Raw genomic sequence first — 17435 nt, forward strand, 5'->3', positions numbered from 1 at the left:
AAAACAAATCTACTAATAAATATAATATTAGAAGTCAATGCATTTAAAATCATAAAGTTACAATAGTTAAATTGAGTCATAAAATTGTGGGGGGATACAATGGACAATATATTTAATATAGGGGTTGATATAGGTTCTACAACAGTAAAAGTTGCAGTATTAAAAGATGATAATATATTATACACAGAATATAAAAGACATTATTCTGACGTAAAAAAATCGGTAAAAGAAGTATTAAATAATGTGTACAATAAATTAGGAGATATAACTATAACTATTGTAATAACTGGGTCTGGAGGCATTGATATATCTAGAAAATTGGGAGTTAAGTTTATTCAAGAAGTAATATCAAGTACGAAGGCAATAGAGTTTTATTATCCAAATACAGATGTAGTTATAGAATTAGGTGGGGAAGATGCTAAAATAACTTATTTAAGTGGTGGTATAGACCAAAGAATGAATGGTATATGCGCAGGAGGAACAGGTGCATTTATAGATCAAATGGCTTCTCTTTTAAAAACTGATGCAAAAGGATTAAATGAATTGGCTAAGGATTTTAATGTAATATACCCAATAGCATCTAGATGTGGAGTTTTTGCAAAAACAGATATACAGCCTCTTATAAATGATGGAGCAAAAAAATCTGATATAGCTATGAGTATTTTTAATGCAGTAGTTGTACAAACCGTTAGTGTATTGTCTTGTGGTAGAAGTATAAAAGGAAAGGTTGCTTTTTTGGGCGGGCCTCTTTATTTTCTTTCTGAACTTAGAAAAGCTTTTATAGATGTATTGAAATTAAAAGATGAAGATATTATATTTCCTAAAAATGCTCAATTATATATAGCAATAGGCGCGAGTATATTATCAGCTTATGAAAAAGAAATAAGCTTAAAATATCTATTAGAGAAAATAGACAGTATAAAAAATAATGAGTTTAATAGTATAAATAGCTTAGAACCTTTGTTTAAAAATGAAAATGAGTATAATGATTTTTTTAATAGACATAACAAAAATAAAGTTGTATATAAGGAAATAAATAATTATAAAGGAAATTGTTTTTTAGGTATAGATGCAGGGTCTACAACTACTAAAGCAGCATTAATTGATGAAAGTGGAAACTTACTTTATACATATTATAATAGCAACGAAGGTAATCCACTACAAACAGCAATTAAAGTTATGAAAGAAATTTATAAAGTATTACCCAACAAATCTAAAATAGTTGCTTCAGCAGTTACTGGATATGGAGAGGGATTAATTAAAAAGGCTTTAAAAATTGATTATGGAGAAATAGAGACTATTGCTCACTATAAAGCAGCAAAATTTTTTAATAAAAATGTAGATTTTATTTTAGACATTGGAGGTCAAGATATGAAATGTCTAAAAATAAAAAATGGAGTTATTGATAGTATCATTTTAAATGAAGCTTGTTCTTCAGGGTGTGGTTCTTTTCTAGAAACATTTTCTAATTCTTTATCAATGGATATTGATGAATTTGCAAAGGTTGGGATATATTCTAAGCATCCAGTAGATTTAGGCTCTAGATGCACTGTTTTTATGAATTCTAGGGTAAAACAATCACAAAAAGAAGGAGCAAGTATAGGCGATATATCAGCAGGATTATCTTATTCTGTTATAAAAAATGCTTTATTTAAAGTAATAAAAATAAGAGACACAAAAGAATTAGGAGAAAATATAGTGGTTCAAGGAGGTACGTTTTATAATGATTTAGTTCTTAGAAGCTTTGAAAAGTTAATAAAAAAAGAAGTTATAAGACCAAGTATATCTGGAATAATGGGAGCTTTTGGGGCAGCATTAATAGCTAAAGAAAATTATCAGGAAAAATATGAAACTAATCTTTTAAAAAAGGAAGAATTAGAATTTATAGACTTGAATGTAAATGTAAAAAGGTGCACAGGTTGTTCTAATAAATGCTTACTCACAATAAATAAGTTTAATAATGGAGAAGTATTTATATCAGGAAATAGATGTGAGAAAGGTGAAATTAATAATACAAATCAAAATCATAGAAAGGAAAAACAAATAAATCTTTTTAAATATAAATATAAAAAAATTTTTAAATATAGACCCCTAGAATACAATAAATCATCTCAAGGCGAAATTGGCATTCCAAGAGTTTTGAATATGTATGAAGACTATCCGTTTTGGTTTACATTTTTTACAAAATTAGGGTTTAGAGTAATATTATCAGATAGATCATCAAAAGAATTGTACAAAAGTGGTATAACTAGTATAGCTTCAGAAACAGTTTGCTATCCAGGTAAAATAGTTCATGGTCACATACAGAATCTTTTGGAAAAAGGAATAAAAAATATATTTTACCCGTGTATAACAAATGAAAAAAAAGAAGATGAAAATGCAGATAATAATTATAATTGTCCAGTTGTAATATCTTATTCTGAAATAATAAAAAATAATGTAGATGGAATAAAAGAAGAAAATATAAATTATATAAATCCATTTATAAGTTTAAATAATAAGAAAAAGTTAAAATATAGACTTTATGATGAACTTTCGAAATACTTTAAAAATATACATAAAACTCAAGTGTATGAAGCTGTTGATATAGCAAATGAAGAACAAGAAAAATTTAAAAAGGATATAAGATTAGCTGGAGAAAATGCACTTAGAGAAATTAAAAAAAATAATATCAAAGGAATCGTACTTTGTGGAAGACCATATCATTTAGACCCAGAGATAAACCATGGAATACCAGAACTTATTAATTCACTTAATATGGCAGTATTTACAGAGGACTCTATATGCCATCTTGCAAAATTAAAAAGGCCGTTAAGAGTAGTAGACCAATGGGTGTATCATTCTAGATTATATAAGGCGGCTAGCTTCGTTAAAGATAAAGAAAATTTAGAACTGGTTCAATTAAATTCTTTTGGGTGTGGATTAGACGCAGTAACTATAGAACAAGTACAAGAAATTTTAAATGAAAAATCGAAAATTTATACAGTTATAAAAATTGATGAAGGAAATAATTTAGGTGCAGCAAAAATAAGATTAAGATCTTTAAAAGCAGCTATAAAAGAAAGAGAATTGAATAAAGAAGATTTAAATGATATAGATAATATAGAAATAAGGTATCAAAAAAATTTAAAAATAAATAAAAAGGATACTATTTTAGCGCCACAAATGTCTCCTATTCATTTTCAGTTTATAGAAAAGGCAGTTAATTTAAGTGGATATAAATTGGAAATTTTAAAAGATACAGATAGAAGTATTATAGAAGAAGGATTAAGATATGTAAATAATGATGCGTGTTATCCAGCGATAATTGTTATAGGTCAAATAATAAGTGCATTAAAATCTGGAAAATATGATTTAGAGAGGACTTCTATTGCTATTACTCAAACAGGAGGAGGATGCAGAGCTACAAATTATATAGGATTTTTAAGAAAGGCGTTATATGACGCAGGTTATGAAAATATTCCAGTTATATCTTTAAGTGTAAATGGGATAGAGAAAAATGAGATTATTGAAAATATATCTCTAAAATTAATTAATAGAGTTTTTATGGGCGTTGTATATGGAGATTTGCTTATGAAGGTTGTTTACAGAGTTAGACCATATGAAAAATATAAAGGGAGCACAAATGAGTTATATGAAAAATGGGTTGGTATATGTAAACAATCATTAAAAAAAGCAAGAATATTACAATTTGTGAAAAATATAAAGTTAATAATTCATGAATTTGATAATATAGAAACATTAGAAATAAAAAAACCAAAAATTGGGCTAGTTGGAGAAATTTTAGTTAAATTTCATCCTATTGCAAATAATAATATAGTAGATATTATAGAAGATGAAGGAGCAGAAGCTGTTGTTCCTGAATTGGTAAATTTCTTTTTAAGCTGTTCTCTTAATTCAACATATAAATATAAATACTTAGAAGGAAAATATATAAATAAATTATTAGGTAAAGCTTTTATTTTTATAACTAAGATATATCAAATTGAATACAAAAAAAGTCTTAAAAAAAGTAAGAAATTTTCATCTCCAAAAGATATAAAGTATATAGCAAAAAATACGACTCCTATAGTATCACTCGGCAATCAAACTGGAGAAGGATGGTTGCTTACAGGGGAAATGATTGAATTAATAAATGAAGGAATTGAAAATATTATATGCATGCAACCATTTGGATGCTTACCTAATCATATAACAGGTAAAGGATCAATAAAAGAACTGAAAAGAATTTATAAAAATGCAAATATTATTCCTATAGATTATGATCATTCAGCAAGTGAAGTAAATCAATTAAATAGAATTAAACTAATGCTGTCTAAAGCATTTAATAATTTATAAAAAGTGAAATAAAATAGTTTTAGGCTACTAAATTTGGTACAATATTAGTAGAATAAATTTTATATAAACTTAGGATAACAGAGGGGACTTAACAATGGATAAAAAAATTAAAGCTTCAGAGTATAATGAAAAGGGATATAACTGTGCAGAATCTATTATAAAAGCATATAATGAAGAATTTAATACAGATATACCAGTATCTTTAGGCAGTGGTCTAGGAGCAGGTCTTACAGTAGGGAGTATATGTGGAGCTGTAAATGCAGCTAGTTTAATTATAGGGTATACAAAAGGTAGAAATGATGAAACAGAAATGAATAATGCTAGAGCATATACTAAAAAACTTATGAGCCAAGTTAAAGAAAAATATAATTCTGACTTGTGTAGAGATTTAAAGAGAAATAAAGTTAGTTGTAAAGAAATAATAGATTTTTCATATGAAAATTTAAAAGAAATTTTAAAATAATTAAATTAAATAAAGTATAAATAAATGGATTATCTTAAAAATTAAAAATTTTAAGATAATCCATTTATTTTATCTAAAATTTAAAAATGTAACGTTTGTTACGTATTTTATAAGCTTATTTAATATATAATAAATTAAAACTAAAGATGATATAATAAAAAAATATAATTTATCCTGTTTGGGGAAGACTATTAAAAAACTATAAGGAGTAATATAATGGCTAAGTATGGTAACCTACAAAAAATTAAAAATGGCAAAAGAACTTATGCTATTACACCGCACATACCTGGAGGTTTTGTACTTCCAAATACGCTTATAAAAATAGGTGAAGTTGCAAAAAAATATAATGGAGTTTTAAAATTAACATCAGGTCAAAGAATATTAATAACAAATTTAAAGGAAGAAGATTTAGAATCTATATGGAATGACTTAGACATGAAGCCAGCTGTTACAAATCAATATTCTGTAAAGAATGTTGAGATGTGTCCATCAAATTATTGTAAAAGATCTAAATATCATACTATAGGAATAGGAATGAAAATAAGTAAAAACTTCCACGGATATGAAGTACCAAATAGAACAAAAATAGGTGTAGCAGGATGTAGAAATGCATGTACAAGTGTTTATTGCAAAGATATTGGGGTATTAGTAGATATAGATGGAAAATTTTTTATAACAGTTGGAGGAAGTGCAGGTTTTTATCCAAGAAAAGCAGATATAGTTACTAAGGGATTAAATGAAGAAGAAGCTTTTTTACTTGTTAAAAATATACTAGAGTACTATAAAGAAAATGCTGAAATTGGAACAAAGCTTGGAGATTTTATAGATGAAATTGGAATTGAGAAATTTAGAAAAGATGTTTTAGAAAAATTAAATTTAAAGGAGATATTATAAAATGATAACAAAAGATAATACAATAGCAGAAATATTAAAGTTAAATTCAAATGCAGCATCAATACTTATGGGATTTGGAATGGGTTGTTTAGGTTGTCCATCGTCATCAATGGAGACTTTAGAACAAGCATGTAGTATACATGGAATTGATTTAGCAGAGGTTTTAGAAAAATTAAATGAAAAATAAATATTTAAAACAATTGAAGCTATCTTAGAAATAATTTTTTTCTGAGGTAGCTTTTTTTAATTAATATTATTTAATAGAGATATGTTGTGTGTATATGATATAATTATATTGAATTATACAAAGAGTAAAGGTGGGCTAGTAATGAAGGTAGTTAACGATGCTATATCTTCTAAATACTTAGATTATAATATAGATGAAGATATAAGCATTTACGAAGGAAAGTTTTGTATTTATTTAGATAAAAAATACAAGTGCAGTGGAAAAATATTTTATAAAATGACACCTCCAATATCTATAAACTTTAAAGCTAAAATTTTATATGTTGAAAATGAAGATATTGAACTAGCCTTGGACTATGATAACGCTATATTAGAAGTTTATGGTTATAAGCCAATATCTATAACAATAAATACTATAAATGATTTGAATATAGAGGGTTATATAAATGATAATTATATAAAATCTAAAAATTCTTATGTAGAATACATCGATTTTCATATAGTTAATTTAGATAAAATTCCAGGAAAACTTATAAAACACCAGGATAAGTTGTTTGCAGGAAGGATACAATTTGATATAAATGATTTTACTGTAACAATAGATAAGAGATACGATTATAGAAAAGAATTAAATGAAGAATTGAAATCAAAATCAGGAACTATAATAACTCATATTGGGAGAATTAAAAGAAAAGATAACAGACTTTTTAAAACTAATAATATAATAATTTTTTTAGATAGAATATCTACAGCATTAAGTTTTATGTGTGGTAGATATGTTGACATTTGTTTAGCTCAAGGCTATCAAAATGAAAATAATGTATATAGACTTTGGAAGGAAAGTACTGTTACTCCATTTAAATTTGTACCTACATGGACAGACACTTTATCTAATTATCATAACATTGAAAAATATATGAGTTTAATGTGTAAAAAATTAGAGGATGGTTTTTATGGTCCGGCAATTAAACATGTAATTGATTGGTATATAGAATCTAATGGAAATGTAACTTTAGAAAATAATATAATATCAGTACAAATAGCTTTAGAAACTTTGTCTTATGTAGTTTTAGTAGAACAATTTAAAATAATAACTGATGAAGAATTTGATATAAATACTACATCTAAAAATATTAGAATGCTTTTAGATGTATGTAAAATACCATATGGAAAAGAAGAACTTGTCACTTTAGGAAATCATATAAAAACTAAATTTGATGATGGAGTTGATTTAGTTACATATTTTAGAAATAAGATAGTACATCCAAGTCAAAAAGGTTATAGAGTAGTATTAAGTGTTGAAGATATGTGGAATACAATACAGATTGGGACAAGATATATAGAGCTTATATTACTTGCAATAATAGGATATAGAGGAGAATACTCCAATAGACTTAAAGATAGATGGTATGGAGAAGTTGAAGTAGTACCTTGGAATTAAATGAAATTTTCAAAAAATATTGACATATATTAATTTGTGATATATACTTTATTTAATAATTAAATTAAACTTATTAAATGCGATGATAAGAAATAGTATAAGTGATTTATCATTAACAGAGAGTTTCCAATTGGTGAGAGGAAATATTGATTTTACTTTGAACACATCTTTGAGCAGAGCACTGAAAAGAATAGTATTCTTAGTAGGCTGTTTCCGGTATCCCTGCACCCGTTATAGTGCTAGAGTATAGCAAATGTATTTGTCGTACTTAAAGAGGTTAGTGTCGTGAGGCATTAATAAATAGAGGTGGAACCACGAGAGAGTTAACTCCCGTCCTCTAGCAATAGCTAGAGACGGGAGTTTTTTAATGTAAATTTTTATGCGCGCTAAGAATTACATTTATCAAAATAACGTAAAAAATGAGAAGAAAAATAATCTAAATATTAAGAACATTAAAAAAGGAGAAAATAGTATGAAATCTATAGTGAAAAAATTAAGTGTGATTTTTATGAGTATTATATGTTTAATAGGAGTAGTTGGATGTTCAGATAATAAATCTAAGGAAAAAAAGGAAGTAATAATAGGATTTGATAATACATTTGTTCCTATGGGGTTTTTAGATGAAAATGGAGAAACAGTTGGATTTGATATTGATTTAGCAAAAGAAACATTTAAGAGATTAGGACTGGATGTTAAATTTCAAAACATAGATTGGTCAATGAAAGACAATGAATTAAATGTAGGAAATGTAGATGCTTTATGGAATGGATATAGTTTAACAGAAGAAAGAAAACAAAAAATTGCATATACGGATTCATATCTAGATAATAAACAAATTATAGTTACTTTAAAAAATTCTAAAATTAAAACAAAGTCAGAATTAAAAGGTAAAAAGATAGGAACGCAACAAGAGTCAGCTAGTTTTGAAGCTATCCAAAAAGATAGTACATTAATGAATAGCTTAGATGGTTCTAGCCCAATACTTTATGATACTTTTGATAAAGCATTTAGAGATTTAGAAATTGGAAGAACTGATGCAATAGTAGCGGATGAAGTGCTAGCAAGATATTATATGAGTCAAAAAGGTGAAAATAAATACAGTATTTTAAAAGATAATTTTGGGGAAGAAACTTTTGTAGTAGGATTTAAAAAAGATAATACAGTATTAAAAGATAAGGTTAATGAAACATTAAAGGAAATGAAAAGTGATGGAAGTTTTGATAAAATTTACAAAAAATGGTTTAAATAAAATTAAAAGCTGTAAAAATAAAAGGAGGCATTAGAAATGATACAAGGATTAAAAATAGTTTTATCAGTGTTTTTTATAACATTAATAGGATCAATGATTTTAGGTGTTATAGTAGCATTTTTAAGACTATCAAAAAATAAATTAATAAGCTCACTAGCAAAAGGATATATCCTTTTATTAAGAGGAACACCACTACTTTTACAATTAATATTTATATGCTTTGGATTACCTATTTTAGGAATCGTATTTGACAGATTTATTGTAGCTATATTAGCATTCACATTAAATTATTCTGCATATTTTGCTGAAATATTTAGAGGGGGAATAGAATCAATAGATAAAGGACAATACGAAGCTTCAATAGTGCTAGGTTTTGATAAATTTACGATGTATAAGAGAATAGTTTTCCCTCAAGTAATAAAAAGAATATTAGCACCATTATCAAATGAAGTGATAACTTTAATTAAAGACACATCATTAGTTTATATATTAGGAATAAATGATATTTTGAGAATAGCTCAAATAGCATCAAATAGAGAGTTAAGTTTAGTACCTTTAGTACAGGTAGGAATTATATATCTTATACTTGTGGCATTACTTACTCAGGCTTTTAAATGTATTGAAAAAAGATATTCATATTATAGATAGGAGAGAAGATGATGATTACAGTTAAAAATTTAAATAAATCATTTAAAGATAATAAAGTATTAAATAATATTTCATTTGAATTAAATCAAGGAGAAATAGGAGTTTTACTTGGAAAATCTGGGGCAGGGAAAACTACTATACTAAGATGTATTAATGGACTTGAAGAATTTGATAGTGGTGAAATTATAATATATAAAGAAATTACAAAGACATCTAAAGACATTCAAAAATTAAGAGGTAAAATTGGTATGGTATTTCAAAATTTTAATTTATTTCCTCACATGTCAGTTATTGAAAATGTTATAGAATCTCCTATCAATGTGTTTAAAATAAAAAAAGAAAAAGCAATAGAGTCAGCTAAAGAAATTTTAAGATTAGTAGGCTTAGAAGATAAATTAAATTCATATCCATGTGAATTGTCTGGAGGACAACAACAAAGAGTAGCTATAGCAAGAGCTTGTGCTTTAAATCCTAAAATATTATGCTTTGATGAACCTACATCTGCCCTAGATCCAGATACAATAAAAAATATTATAACAATAATGAAAAAATTAAAATCTCAAGGTATGACTATATTAATAATTACTCATGATGTTAATTTTGCAAATGAAGTATCAGATAAAATTATAAATATAAAAGAAGGTATTGTTGAGGAGATAAAAAAAGTAGTATAAATTAGTTTTGTTAAATTGTGTACAATGAAGTCACCTTTTGGGGTGACTTCATTATATTATATCAAAATAATCTTTGGTCATTATCTCGTTGTCAATTCTAAAACCTAGTGTTACAAAATTGAATGGATTAATTGAAAATTTAAAAGTTATATCAAGTTATTTATGTATATTATTCATTTTATTTACTTCTTGTATTTTATGATTATATTAATAATTATCAATAATGTTAATTTTGCAAATAAAGTATTAGATAAAATTATAAAAATAAAAGAAGGTATTGTTGAGAAGATAAAAAAAGTAGTATAATAAAGTATATAAAAAATTACAATAATTGACAATTTAAGCATAATATAGCTAAAATATGCAGATAGGAGATTAATTAACATGGATAAGAATACTATAGTTATAAGATATAAAAATGACATTGTACATACCTTTAAAAGAAATGAAGTAAGAAATTTTGGAGAATTGAAAAAATGGGTAGATTCTTTAATGAACGGAAGAGAATGTGACTTAACTATAATTATAAAATACTCAGGAAGAGAAAAAATTACTATAGTAGATAAGTCTGAAATAAGAGATCTTGAGATATTAGAAACAAGACAAATAGATATATCATAAAAATATTATAAATATATGTAAAAGATATTACGAAATAATTTAATTTTGTAATATCTTTTTTTTAGACAATTTAAATTTTTCATTGACGAGTTAAGAACATAAGTGTTAATATGTGTATATAATGAATATATACACTTTATATACAGTTGAAAGAGGTGTTAAATTGAATGTTAGTATAAAAAATTCATCATCAATTCCGCTATATGAGCAAATACAAAGCCAGATAAAATCTCAAATATTAAATGGGGATTTAAAACCAGGAGACGGTTTACCATCTATAAGAGGATTAGCTAAGGAGTTAAAAGTAAGCATAATAACTACTAAAAGAGCTTATGAAGAATTAGAAAAAGAAGGATTTCTAGAAACTGTAACTGGAAAAGGGACATTTGTAGCTATGCAAAATAATGACAGACTAAAAGAAATTGCTATGTATGAGATTGAAAGTAAATTAGAAGATATCATAAGACAAGCAAAATGTATAGGTATAAGTTTAGAAGAAGGAATAGAAATATTTAAAAGTCTATATGAGGAGGTATAGTATGGGGATTATAGAAATTAAAAACTTAAGTAAAACTTTAGGGGATTTTACTTTGAAAATTGAAAAATTAGATATAGAACAAGGATTTATAACAGGCTTTATAGGTCCAAATGGATCAGGTAAAACTACTACAATAAATTTAATAATGAATATGATATCAAAAGATGAAGGTTGTATAAAAGTTTTAGGTAAAGATTATGTGCGTGATGATTTAGATATAAAGGAAAAAATTGGATATATAGGGGATGTATCAGGATATTTACAAGATGCAAAATTAAAAGATATAAAAAAATCAATATATACATTTTATAAAAATTGGGATGAAGACTTATACAAGTCCTATATTAATCAATTTGAACTAAATGAAGAAAAGATATATAAGGAATTATCTAAAGGTCAACAGAAAAAATTTGAATTAGCAATGTCACTTTCTCATCATCCTAAATTAATAATTATGGATGAGCCAACAGCTAATTTAGACCCTTTAGTTAGAAATGAATTTTTAGAAATATTACAAGATAGAATAGAAAAAGATAATGCTACGATTTTTTATTCAACTCATATAACTTCAGATTTAGATAAAGTTGGAGATTACTTAGTTTTTATATATAAAGGAAAAATTATTTTATCAGGAGATAAAGATAATATTTTACAAAATCATGTAATAGTTAAAGGGAAAAAAGAACTTTTAAATTATGAAACTAAAGAAATTTTTATCTCAATACATGAAAATTCATTTGGATTTGAAGGACTATGTGTTAATAGATATGAAGCTTATGAAATATTTGGAGAAGAAGTTGTATATGATAAACCAAATTTAGAAGATATATTAACTTATTATACAAGGGGGTAATATTATGGGCAACACCATGAAATTAGTAAATTTGAGTTATTCAAATTTGAATTCAATAAAAAAGATGACATTTATTCCAGTTATTATTTTTGTAGCGGTATCTATTGTAAATCCAATATTTTTAAATATGTTAATACCACTTTTAATTTTAAATATAACCCAAACATTAACAAGCTATGAAGACACATATGGTATAAATCATCTTATATCTTATATACCAGTAAGAAGAAAAGAATATGTAGCGTCTAGGTATGTTATTGGGATTATAAATATATTAATATCAGTTTGTATATTTGTTTTATGTTATTATTTAGCTACTAAAATTCCATCAAACGCAGGAAAATTATTAGACTATAAATTAACTCTTGGAGTGGGGATAACAGTTGGGATTATAGGTATATCAGCAATGATACCTTGTGTACTAAAATTTGGGGCAGTAAAAGGTAGAATGTTTATGACTTTTTTAGTTATAGGAATTGTAATGTTGCCAACTATAGTATTTTCAATAGCTCAAGAAGTTGAATTTATGAAAGTTATATTAGAAAAATTAAGTTTAATTAATGTCTCAATTTTATTAATAATTATAAACATACTAATAATATATATTTCATATTTAGTGTCTAAAAATCTATATTGTAAAAAAGAAATATTATAAAAAATATATAAATATATAATGAAAAAGGAAGTATTCTAAAATTAAATGATTTAATTAAATAATCTACATTTGAAAAATAAAAGTAAACTGAGTATTGATATTAATAAATTATATTAAATATTAATATAATTTACAGGAAATTTATTTATAAATGTAGAATATTAATAAATTATTATTTTAGAGTATTTCTTTTTTTTGTAAATTAAACAATTTACATTAAACAATTTACATTAAAAAATAAAATAATTCATTAAATTTATAATAGATATTAAATAATATAGCGAGTTCTGTCTTTATGAATTACAATTAACTTGTAAAGTTTATTAATAAGTTTAAGTTGGGAAAGAGGGAATAAGATGCCATTTAGGGAAAAATGTAGATTGAAAATTTTAAGCTTACTATTAGTTATTTCTATAGGAATAATAGCAACAACAGATAATACCCTAGCATATGATGATATTAAATTTAGTAATATAACTGTTAACGAGGGGTTATCGCAATCAACAGTAACATCTATGATTCAAGATAGTGAGGGATATATTTGGATTGGAACATGTGATGGATTAAATAGATTTGATGGGACTAAATTTAAAATTTATAAGCATGATGATGATGATGATAAAAATAGTATATTAAATAATCAAATAGTAGATATACAAGCGGATAATCAGAATGATATATGGGTTGGAACACAATGTGGTCTAAGCAAGATAAATATAAAAAATAATAAAATAAAAAATTACAAAAATTTAAATTCTTGTATAAAAGATATAAAAATAACTAAATCAGGTAATGTAATAATAGGTACTGATGAAGGCATTAATATCTATGATAAAGAAAATGATATTTTCAAGCGAGTACTTGATAAAGAAAAAGACCTTGCTAGTCAGAGTATAACTTCTATAGAAGAAGATGATGAAGGGAATATATGGATAGGAACAGACAAAGGAATTGATATTGTATCTAAAAATTTCATATCGAAAAAACGTTTTCATAATAAAGAATATGGAATTGATAAGAATTCTATATCTAAAATATATTTTGATAATAAGGAAAATATATGGATAGGAACTAGGGGATATGGTTTAATTAAAATAAATACAAAAGACTATTCTTGGAAAAGACATTCTTGTGATTTAAGTAAAAAAACTTCATTGAAAAGTGATGTAATAGGTGGAATATTATTAGATGATAAGAAAAACTTATGGATATGTACAGCAAATGGTATTTCAAAATATAATTATGATACTGATGATTTTAAAACTTATAATAATACATATGAAAAAAGTAGTTTGTTAGATGATATTACACTTAGTTTAATGCAAGCATCGAGTGGTAGAATATGGGTGGGAACACATTCAGGTATTAGTGTATTTCATCCAAATAAAAATATAAAATATTATACATTTAATCCATTAGATAAAAACTCAATTAGTGATAAGTCAGTTAAATGTATTTATGAAGATGAAGATGATTTAGTATGGGTAGGAACAAGATCTAAAGGAATAGATATTATAGATAGAAAACAAGATAAAGTTTATAAATTGGATGAATATATAAAAGGCGATTTATATTCAAAACATGTTCGTGATATAGTAGGAAATAATAATAACATATATATTGCCACTAGTTTAGGACTAAATATAGTAGATAAGAAAACTAGGACTATAAAATCATATGATGAAAAAAATGAATTAATAGGTAAAAAAATAATAGATTTATTTTTAGATAGTAAGGGGTATTTATGGATTAGTACATGTAAAGGAATAAATATATTAGATACAAAAAATAATGAACTAATAGATATAAATAATTTGATAGATAGTAAATTAATAAATGATAAAGGACCATCTGTTATATACGAAGATAAAGAAGGCTGTTATTATGTAGGATATTTAAGAGGTAGTGGATTAGCAAAGATAGATATAAATAAAAAAAGTGTAAAGTTTTATAAAAATATCAAAGATGATAAATACAGTATAAGTTCTAATAATATAAGTAGCATAACAGAAGATACTAAGGGAAACATATGGGTATCAACATCTGAAGGACTAAATAAATTGGATAAGAATAGTAATAAATTTATAAGATATAAAACTAATTATACTTTAGACAAAGAACGTGTAAATTGTGTTTTACTAGATAAAAAAGATAATCCTTGGTTTAGTACAAATTATGGAATATTAAAATTAAATATAAAAAATAATGATTTAAGAAGCTTAGAAAGTACAGATAGATTTCAAATCTATGAATTTAGACCTAATATATGCTATAAAAATAATAAAGGAGAATTTTTCTTTGGAGGGGCTAGTGGTTTAACAATATTTAAACCAGAAGAAATTAATCAAGATACATATAAAACTAGTTTAGCTTTAAATGAGTTTTTAGTTAAAGGAGAAAAATATGAGTATAAAGATAATTTAAAATTAAAATTCAATCAAAATAATATAAGCATTAAGTTTTCTTTAATATCTTATGATAGTAAAAATCAAACTGTATATAAATATAAGTTAGAGAAAAATAATGAAAGCGATGATAATATTGAAGATTGGATGAGTACAAAAGAGCCACAAATTACGTTTAATAATTTAGCTCCAGGTAATTATAAACTTAGAGTAAAAGCTATTAATTATGATGGAGCAGTTAGTAAAGAAGAAAGTATTATTTTTACTATAAAACAACCTTTTTGGAAAAATAATATAGCAAAAATTATATATGTATTAATTATTTTAATTTTTATATATTTAAACAAAACAAGAACTAAGAGATTAAATAGACTTGTAGAAAACAAAACGAAAGAACTACAAGATAAGATTAAGATAAGCACACAACTATCAGATAAGATTATAAATTTAGAAAAAAATAAGAATAATTATTTTTTAAATTTGTCCCACGAATTAAGGACCCCATTAAATGTAATTAATGGAGTAAATCAACTTATCAACAATTTAAATAAAAAAGATGAAGGAATAAGCAAAGAAAAGTTAGATTACTATATAGGGGTAACAACTAAAAATTGTAAAAGGTTATTAAATTTGATAAATAATATAATTGATAGTACTAAATTTGAAAATAACAGTTATATAATCAAACTGGAAAAAAAAGACATAGTTAGTATAGTAGAAGAAGCAGCATTAGGATTGAAAGATTATGTAGAATCAAAGGGAATAGAGCTAATAATAGATACTGATATTGAGGAGAAGCTAATAGATTGTGATGAATATGAAATAGAAAGATGTATAGTGAATTTAATTGGAAATGCAAAAAAGTTCACGGACAGTGGTGGGAAAATTGAAGTGAATATAAAGGATTTAGATGATAAAGTTTTAATTAGTGTAAAAGATAGTGGAGTAGGAATTGATGAAAAACATCAAAAATGCATTTTTGATAGATTTAGCCAAGTTGAAAATAACTCACCACAAATTAAAGAAGGTAGTGGACTAGGTCTCACTATAACAAAACATATTGTGGATATGCATAAAGGTACTATAGAACTTGAAAGTAAAGTTGGGATGGGTAGTAACTTTACTATAATTTTACCTGTAAGTAGTGACAAACTATTAGTAGAAGATAAAAATATATAGAATTAAAATAAAAAAGAGGACGTATATAGATTTGTGTGAAAACAAATTTAAATATAGCCTCTTTTTAATTTTAGTTATCTTTTACGTATATTTTAGGTACATACATAGTAACCATATCTAATGAAGTTATAGAATTATAAATAATTTCACTGTGCTGCTCGATATTATTGTTAGGTAATTCTAAAGTTAATAATACCTCTGTGTAAATAAATACATCTAAAATATTAGTATCCTCTCGAAACTTTAATTTCATATTCTTGTTATGTTTAAGTAAATTTTTTAGGATGTCATAATTAATTTCCATTGTCATATCCCCCTTTAAGATGATTTTATAATACAATAAAATAAATTAATTTTCAAATCAATAAATATCTAAAGTTGTTATTTATTGATATAAGAATAAAAATGAGTTAAAATAACAATGAAGCAATCATAAATATTAGCTACTATAAGTCAGTGGAGGTAGTACTAAATGAACTTAAATGAAAAGTTGAATTTATTAAAAAAGAAACTCACAGAACTTGAAAGTGTTGCAGTTGCTTATTCAGGAGGAGTTGATAGCAATTTTTTATTAAAAGTAGCAAAAGATACTTTAAAAGACAAAGTTATTGCAGTTACTATTAATGCTATGATGCATTCAAATAAAGAAATTAGTGAATCTAAGGAATATGCAAAATTATTTAATGTAAATCAAATAGTAGTAGATATTAATGAATTTAAAATTGAAGGATTTATAAATAATGGACAAGATAGATGTTACTATTGCAAAAAAGAAGTATTTTCTATAATAAAAAAAGTAGCAAAAGATAATAACATCAAATATATTTTAGATGGAACTAATTTAAGTGATTTAGGTGACTATAGACCAGGATTAAGAGCATTAGAGGAGTTAGATATAGTTAGCCCTCTTAAAGACTGTGAATTTACTAAAGAAGATATAAGAGCATTATCTAAGGATATGGGACTTAAGACTTTTAATAAACCTGCCTTTGCATGTCTTGCAACTAGAATCCCTTATGGAACAAAAATTACTAATGATAGGCTTAGAATGATAGAAAAAAGTGAAGACTATTTAGTAGAATTAGGTTTTAATCAATTTAGAGTTAGAATACATGAAGATATAGCTAGAATTGAAGTTGAAAAAGATGAAATATATAAATTTTTTAGTAATGATATATTAGATAAGACAAATAATAAACTAAAAGAGCTTGGATTTAAATATGTGACTCTAGATATGGCAGGATATAAAATGGGTAACATGAATATAGGCATTAAAAAGTAGGAGGCATTT

Annotated in this window: 15 protein-coding genes and 1 other annotated feature; of the genes, 14 read left to right on the top strand and 1 reads right to left on the bottom strand. The window is 25.0% G+C overall.

Features of this window, described 5'->3' with window-relative positions; genetic code table 11:
• Positions 1-99: 99 nt before the first annotated feature.
• The 13 genes from CHF27_RS03870 to CHF27_RS03930 all read left to right on the top strand — a co-directional run bounded on the left by CHF27_RS03870 (position 100) and on the right by CHF27_RS03930 (position 16144).
• Entirely contained in the window at positions 100-4338 is a 4239-nt protein-coding gene (locus CHF27_RS03870) for an acyl-CoA dehydratase activase-related protein (protein ID WP_095406171.1), read from the top strand.
• Positions 4339-4432: 94 nt separating this feature from the next.
• Positions 4433-4801, top strand: coding sequence for a C-GCAxxG-C-C family (seleno)protein (locus CHF27_RS03875; RefSeq protein ID WP_095406170.1), 369 nt, complete (start codon positions 4433-4435; stop codon positions 4799-4801).
• Positions 4802-5017: 216 nt separating this feature from the next.
• A complete protein-coding gene (locus tag CHF27_RS03880; protein ID WP_095406169.1) occupies positions 5018-5695 on the top strand; it encodes a nitrite/sulfite reductase domain-containing protein in 678 nt (225 codons plus the stop codon).
• Position 5696: 1 nt separating this feature from the next.
• A complete protein-coding gene (locus CHF27_RS03885) occupies positions 5697-5882 on the top strand; it encodes a DUF1858 domain-containing protein (protein WP_095406168.1) in 186 nt (61 codons plus the stop codon).
• A 141-nt stretch (positions 5883-6023) separates the two neighbouring features.
• Positions 6024-7322, top strand: coding sequence for a hypothetical protein (locus CHF27_RS03890; RefSeq protein WP_095406167.1), 1299 nt, complete (start codon positions 6024-6026; stop codon positions 7320-7322).
• A gap of 73 nt (positions 7323-7395) precedes the next feature.
• Positions 7396-7663 (top strand) — a binding site (T-box leader).
• 131 nt (positions 7664-7794) lie between these two features.
• A complete protein-coding gene (locus tag CHF27_RS03895) occupies positions 7795-8571 on the top strand; it encodes an amino acid ABC transporter substrate-binding protein (protein WP_095406166.1) in 777 nt (258 codons plus the stop codon).
• A gap of 36 nt (positions 8572-8607) precedes the next feature.
• On the top strand, positions 8608-9219 hold the full coding sequence (locus CHF27_RS03900) for an amino acid ABC transporter permease (protein ID WP_095406165.1): 612 nt from the start codon (positions 8608-8610) through the stop codon (positions 9217-9219).
• An 11-nt stretch (positions 9220-9230) separates the two neighbouring features.
• On the top strand, positions 9231-9893 hold the full coding sequence (locus CHF27_RS03905; RefSeq protein WP_095406164.1) for an amino acid ABC transporter ATP-binding protein: 663 nt from the start codon (positions 9231-9233) through the stop codon (positions 9891-9893).
• Between the two features lie 384 nt (positions 9894-10277).
• A complete protein-coding gene (locus CHF27_RS03910; RefSeq protein ID WP_095406163.1) occupies positions 10278-10514 on the top strand; it encodes a hypothetical protein in 237 nt (78 codons plus the stop codon).
• Positions 10515-10677: 163 nt separating this feature from the next.
• Positions 10678-11052 (top strand): GntR family transcriptional regulator, encoded by a 375-nt coding sequence (locus CHF27_RS03915; protein WP_095406162.1) that lies wholly within the window; start codon positions 10678-10680, stop codon positions 11050-11052.
• Between the two features lies 1 nt (position 11053).
• The gene (locus CHF27_RS03920) at positions 11054-11905 is read left to right on the top strand and encodes an ABC transporter ATP-binding protein (RefSeq protein ID WP_095406161.1); all 852 of its coding nucleotides are present in this window, start codon (positions 11054-11056) and stop codon (positions 11903-11905) included.
• Between the two features lie 4 nt (positions 11906-11909).
• Positions 11910-12560 (top strand): ABC-2 transporter permease, encoded by a 651-nt coding sequence (locus CHF27_RS03925; RefSeq protein WP_095406160.1) that lies wholly within the window; start codon positions 11910-11912, stop codon positions 12558-12560.
• A 356-nt stretch (positions 12561-12916) separates the two neighbouring features.
• Positions 12917-16144, top strand: coding sequence for a ligand-binding sensor domain-containing protein (locus tag CHF27_RS03930; RefSeq protein WP_095406159.1), 3228 nt, complete (start codon positions 12917-12919; stop codon positions 16142-16144).
• Positions 16145-16214: 70 nt separating this feature from the next.
• On the opposite strand, the gene CHF27_RS03935 is transcribed toward CHF27_RS03930, so the two are convergent.
• Positions 16215-16448: a hypothetical protein gene (locus tag CHF27_RS03935; protein WP_095406158.1), complete on the bottom strand. Its 234-nt coding sequence runs from the start codon at positions 16446-16448 to the stop codon at positions 16215-16217.
• 168 nt (positions 16449-16616) lie between these two features.
• Between CHF27_RS03935 and larE the strand changes: the two genes are divergently transcribed.
• Positions 16617-17426: an ATP-dependent sacrificial sulfur transferase LarE gene (gene larE / locus CHF27_RS03940; RefSeq protein ID WP_095406157.1), complete on the top strand. Its 810-nt coding sequence runs from the start codon at positions 16617-16619 to the stop codon at positions 17424-17426.
• Positions 17427-17435 lie beyond the last annotated feature (9 nt).

Source organism: Romboutsia maritimum (assembly GCF_002251085.2).
Classification (GTDB): domain Bacteria; phylum Bacillota; class Clostridia; order Peptostreptococcales; family Peptostreptococcaceae; genus Romboutsia_B; species Romboutsia_B maritimum.

What these genes read in the sequence shown, in the direction of transcription:
- CHF27_RS03870 (WP_095406171.1), top strand. Translation starts at nt 100, where the DNA reads ATGGACAATATATTTAATATAGGGGTTGATATAGGTTCTACAACAGTA.
- CHF27_RS03875 (WP_095406170.1), top strand. Translation starts at nt 4,433, where the DNA reads ATGGATAAAAAAATTAAAGCTTCAGAGTATAATGAAAAGGGATATAAC.
- CHF27_RS03880 (WP_095406169.1), top strand. Translation starts at nt 5,018, where the DNA reads ATGGCTAAGTATGGTAACCTACAAAAAATTAAAAATGGCAAAAGAACT.
- CHF27_RS03885 (WP_095406168.1), top strand. Translation starts at nt 5,697, where the DNA reads ATGATAACAAAAGATAATACAATAGCAGAAATATTAAAGTTAAATTCA.
- CHF27_RS03890 (WP_095406167.1), top strand. Translation starts at nt 6,024, where the DNA reads ATGAAGGTAGTTAACGATGCTATATCTTCTAAATACTTAGATTATAAT.
- CHF27_RS03895 (WP_095406166.1), top strand. Translation starts at nt 7,795, where the DNA reads ATGAAATCTATAGTGAAAAAATTAAGTGTGATTTTTATGAGTATTATA.
- CHF27_RS03900 (WP_095406165.1), top strand. Translation starts at nt 8,608, where the DNA reads ATGATACAAGGATTAAAAATAGTTTTATCAGTGTTTTTTATAACATTA.
- CHF27_RS03905 (WP_095406164.1), top strand. Translation starts at nt 9,231, where the DNA reads ATGATTACAGTTAAAAATTTAAATAAATCATTTAAAGATAATAAAGTA.
- CHF27_RS03910 (WP_095406163.1), top strand. Translation starts at nt 10,278, where the DNA reads ATGGATAAGAATACTATAGTTATAAGATATAAAAATGACATTGTACAT.
- CHF27_RS03920 (WP_095406161.1), top strand. Translation starts at nt 11,054, where the DNA reads ATGGGGATTATAGAAATTAAAAACTTAAGTAAAACTTTAGGGGATTTT.
- CHF27_RS03925 (WP_095406160.1), top strand. Translation starts at nt 11,910, where the DNA reads ATGGGCAACACCATGAAATTAGTAAATTTGAGTTATTCAAATTTGAAT.
- CHF27_RS03930 (WP_095406159.1), top strand. Translation starts at nt 12,917, where the DNA reads ATGCCATTTAGGGAAAAATGTAGATTGAAAATTTTAAGCTTACTATTA.
- CHF27_RS03935 (WP_095406158.1), bottom strand. Translation starts at nt 16,448, where the DNA reads ATGGAAATTAATTATGACATCCTAAAAAATTTACTTAAACATAACAAG.
- larE (WP_095406157.1), top strand. Translation starts at nt 16,617, where the DNA reads ATGAACTTAAATGAAAAGTTGAATTTATTAAAAAAGAAACTCACAGAA.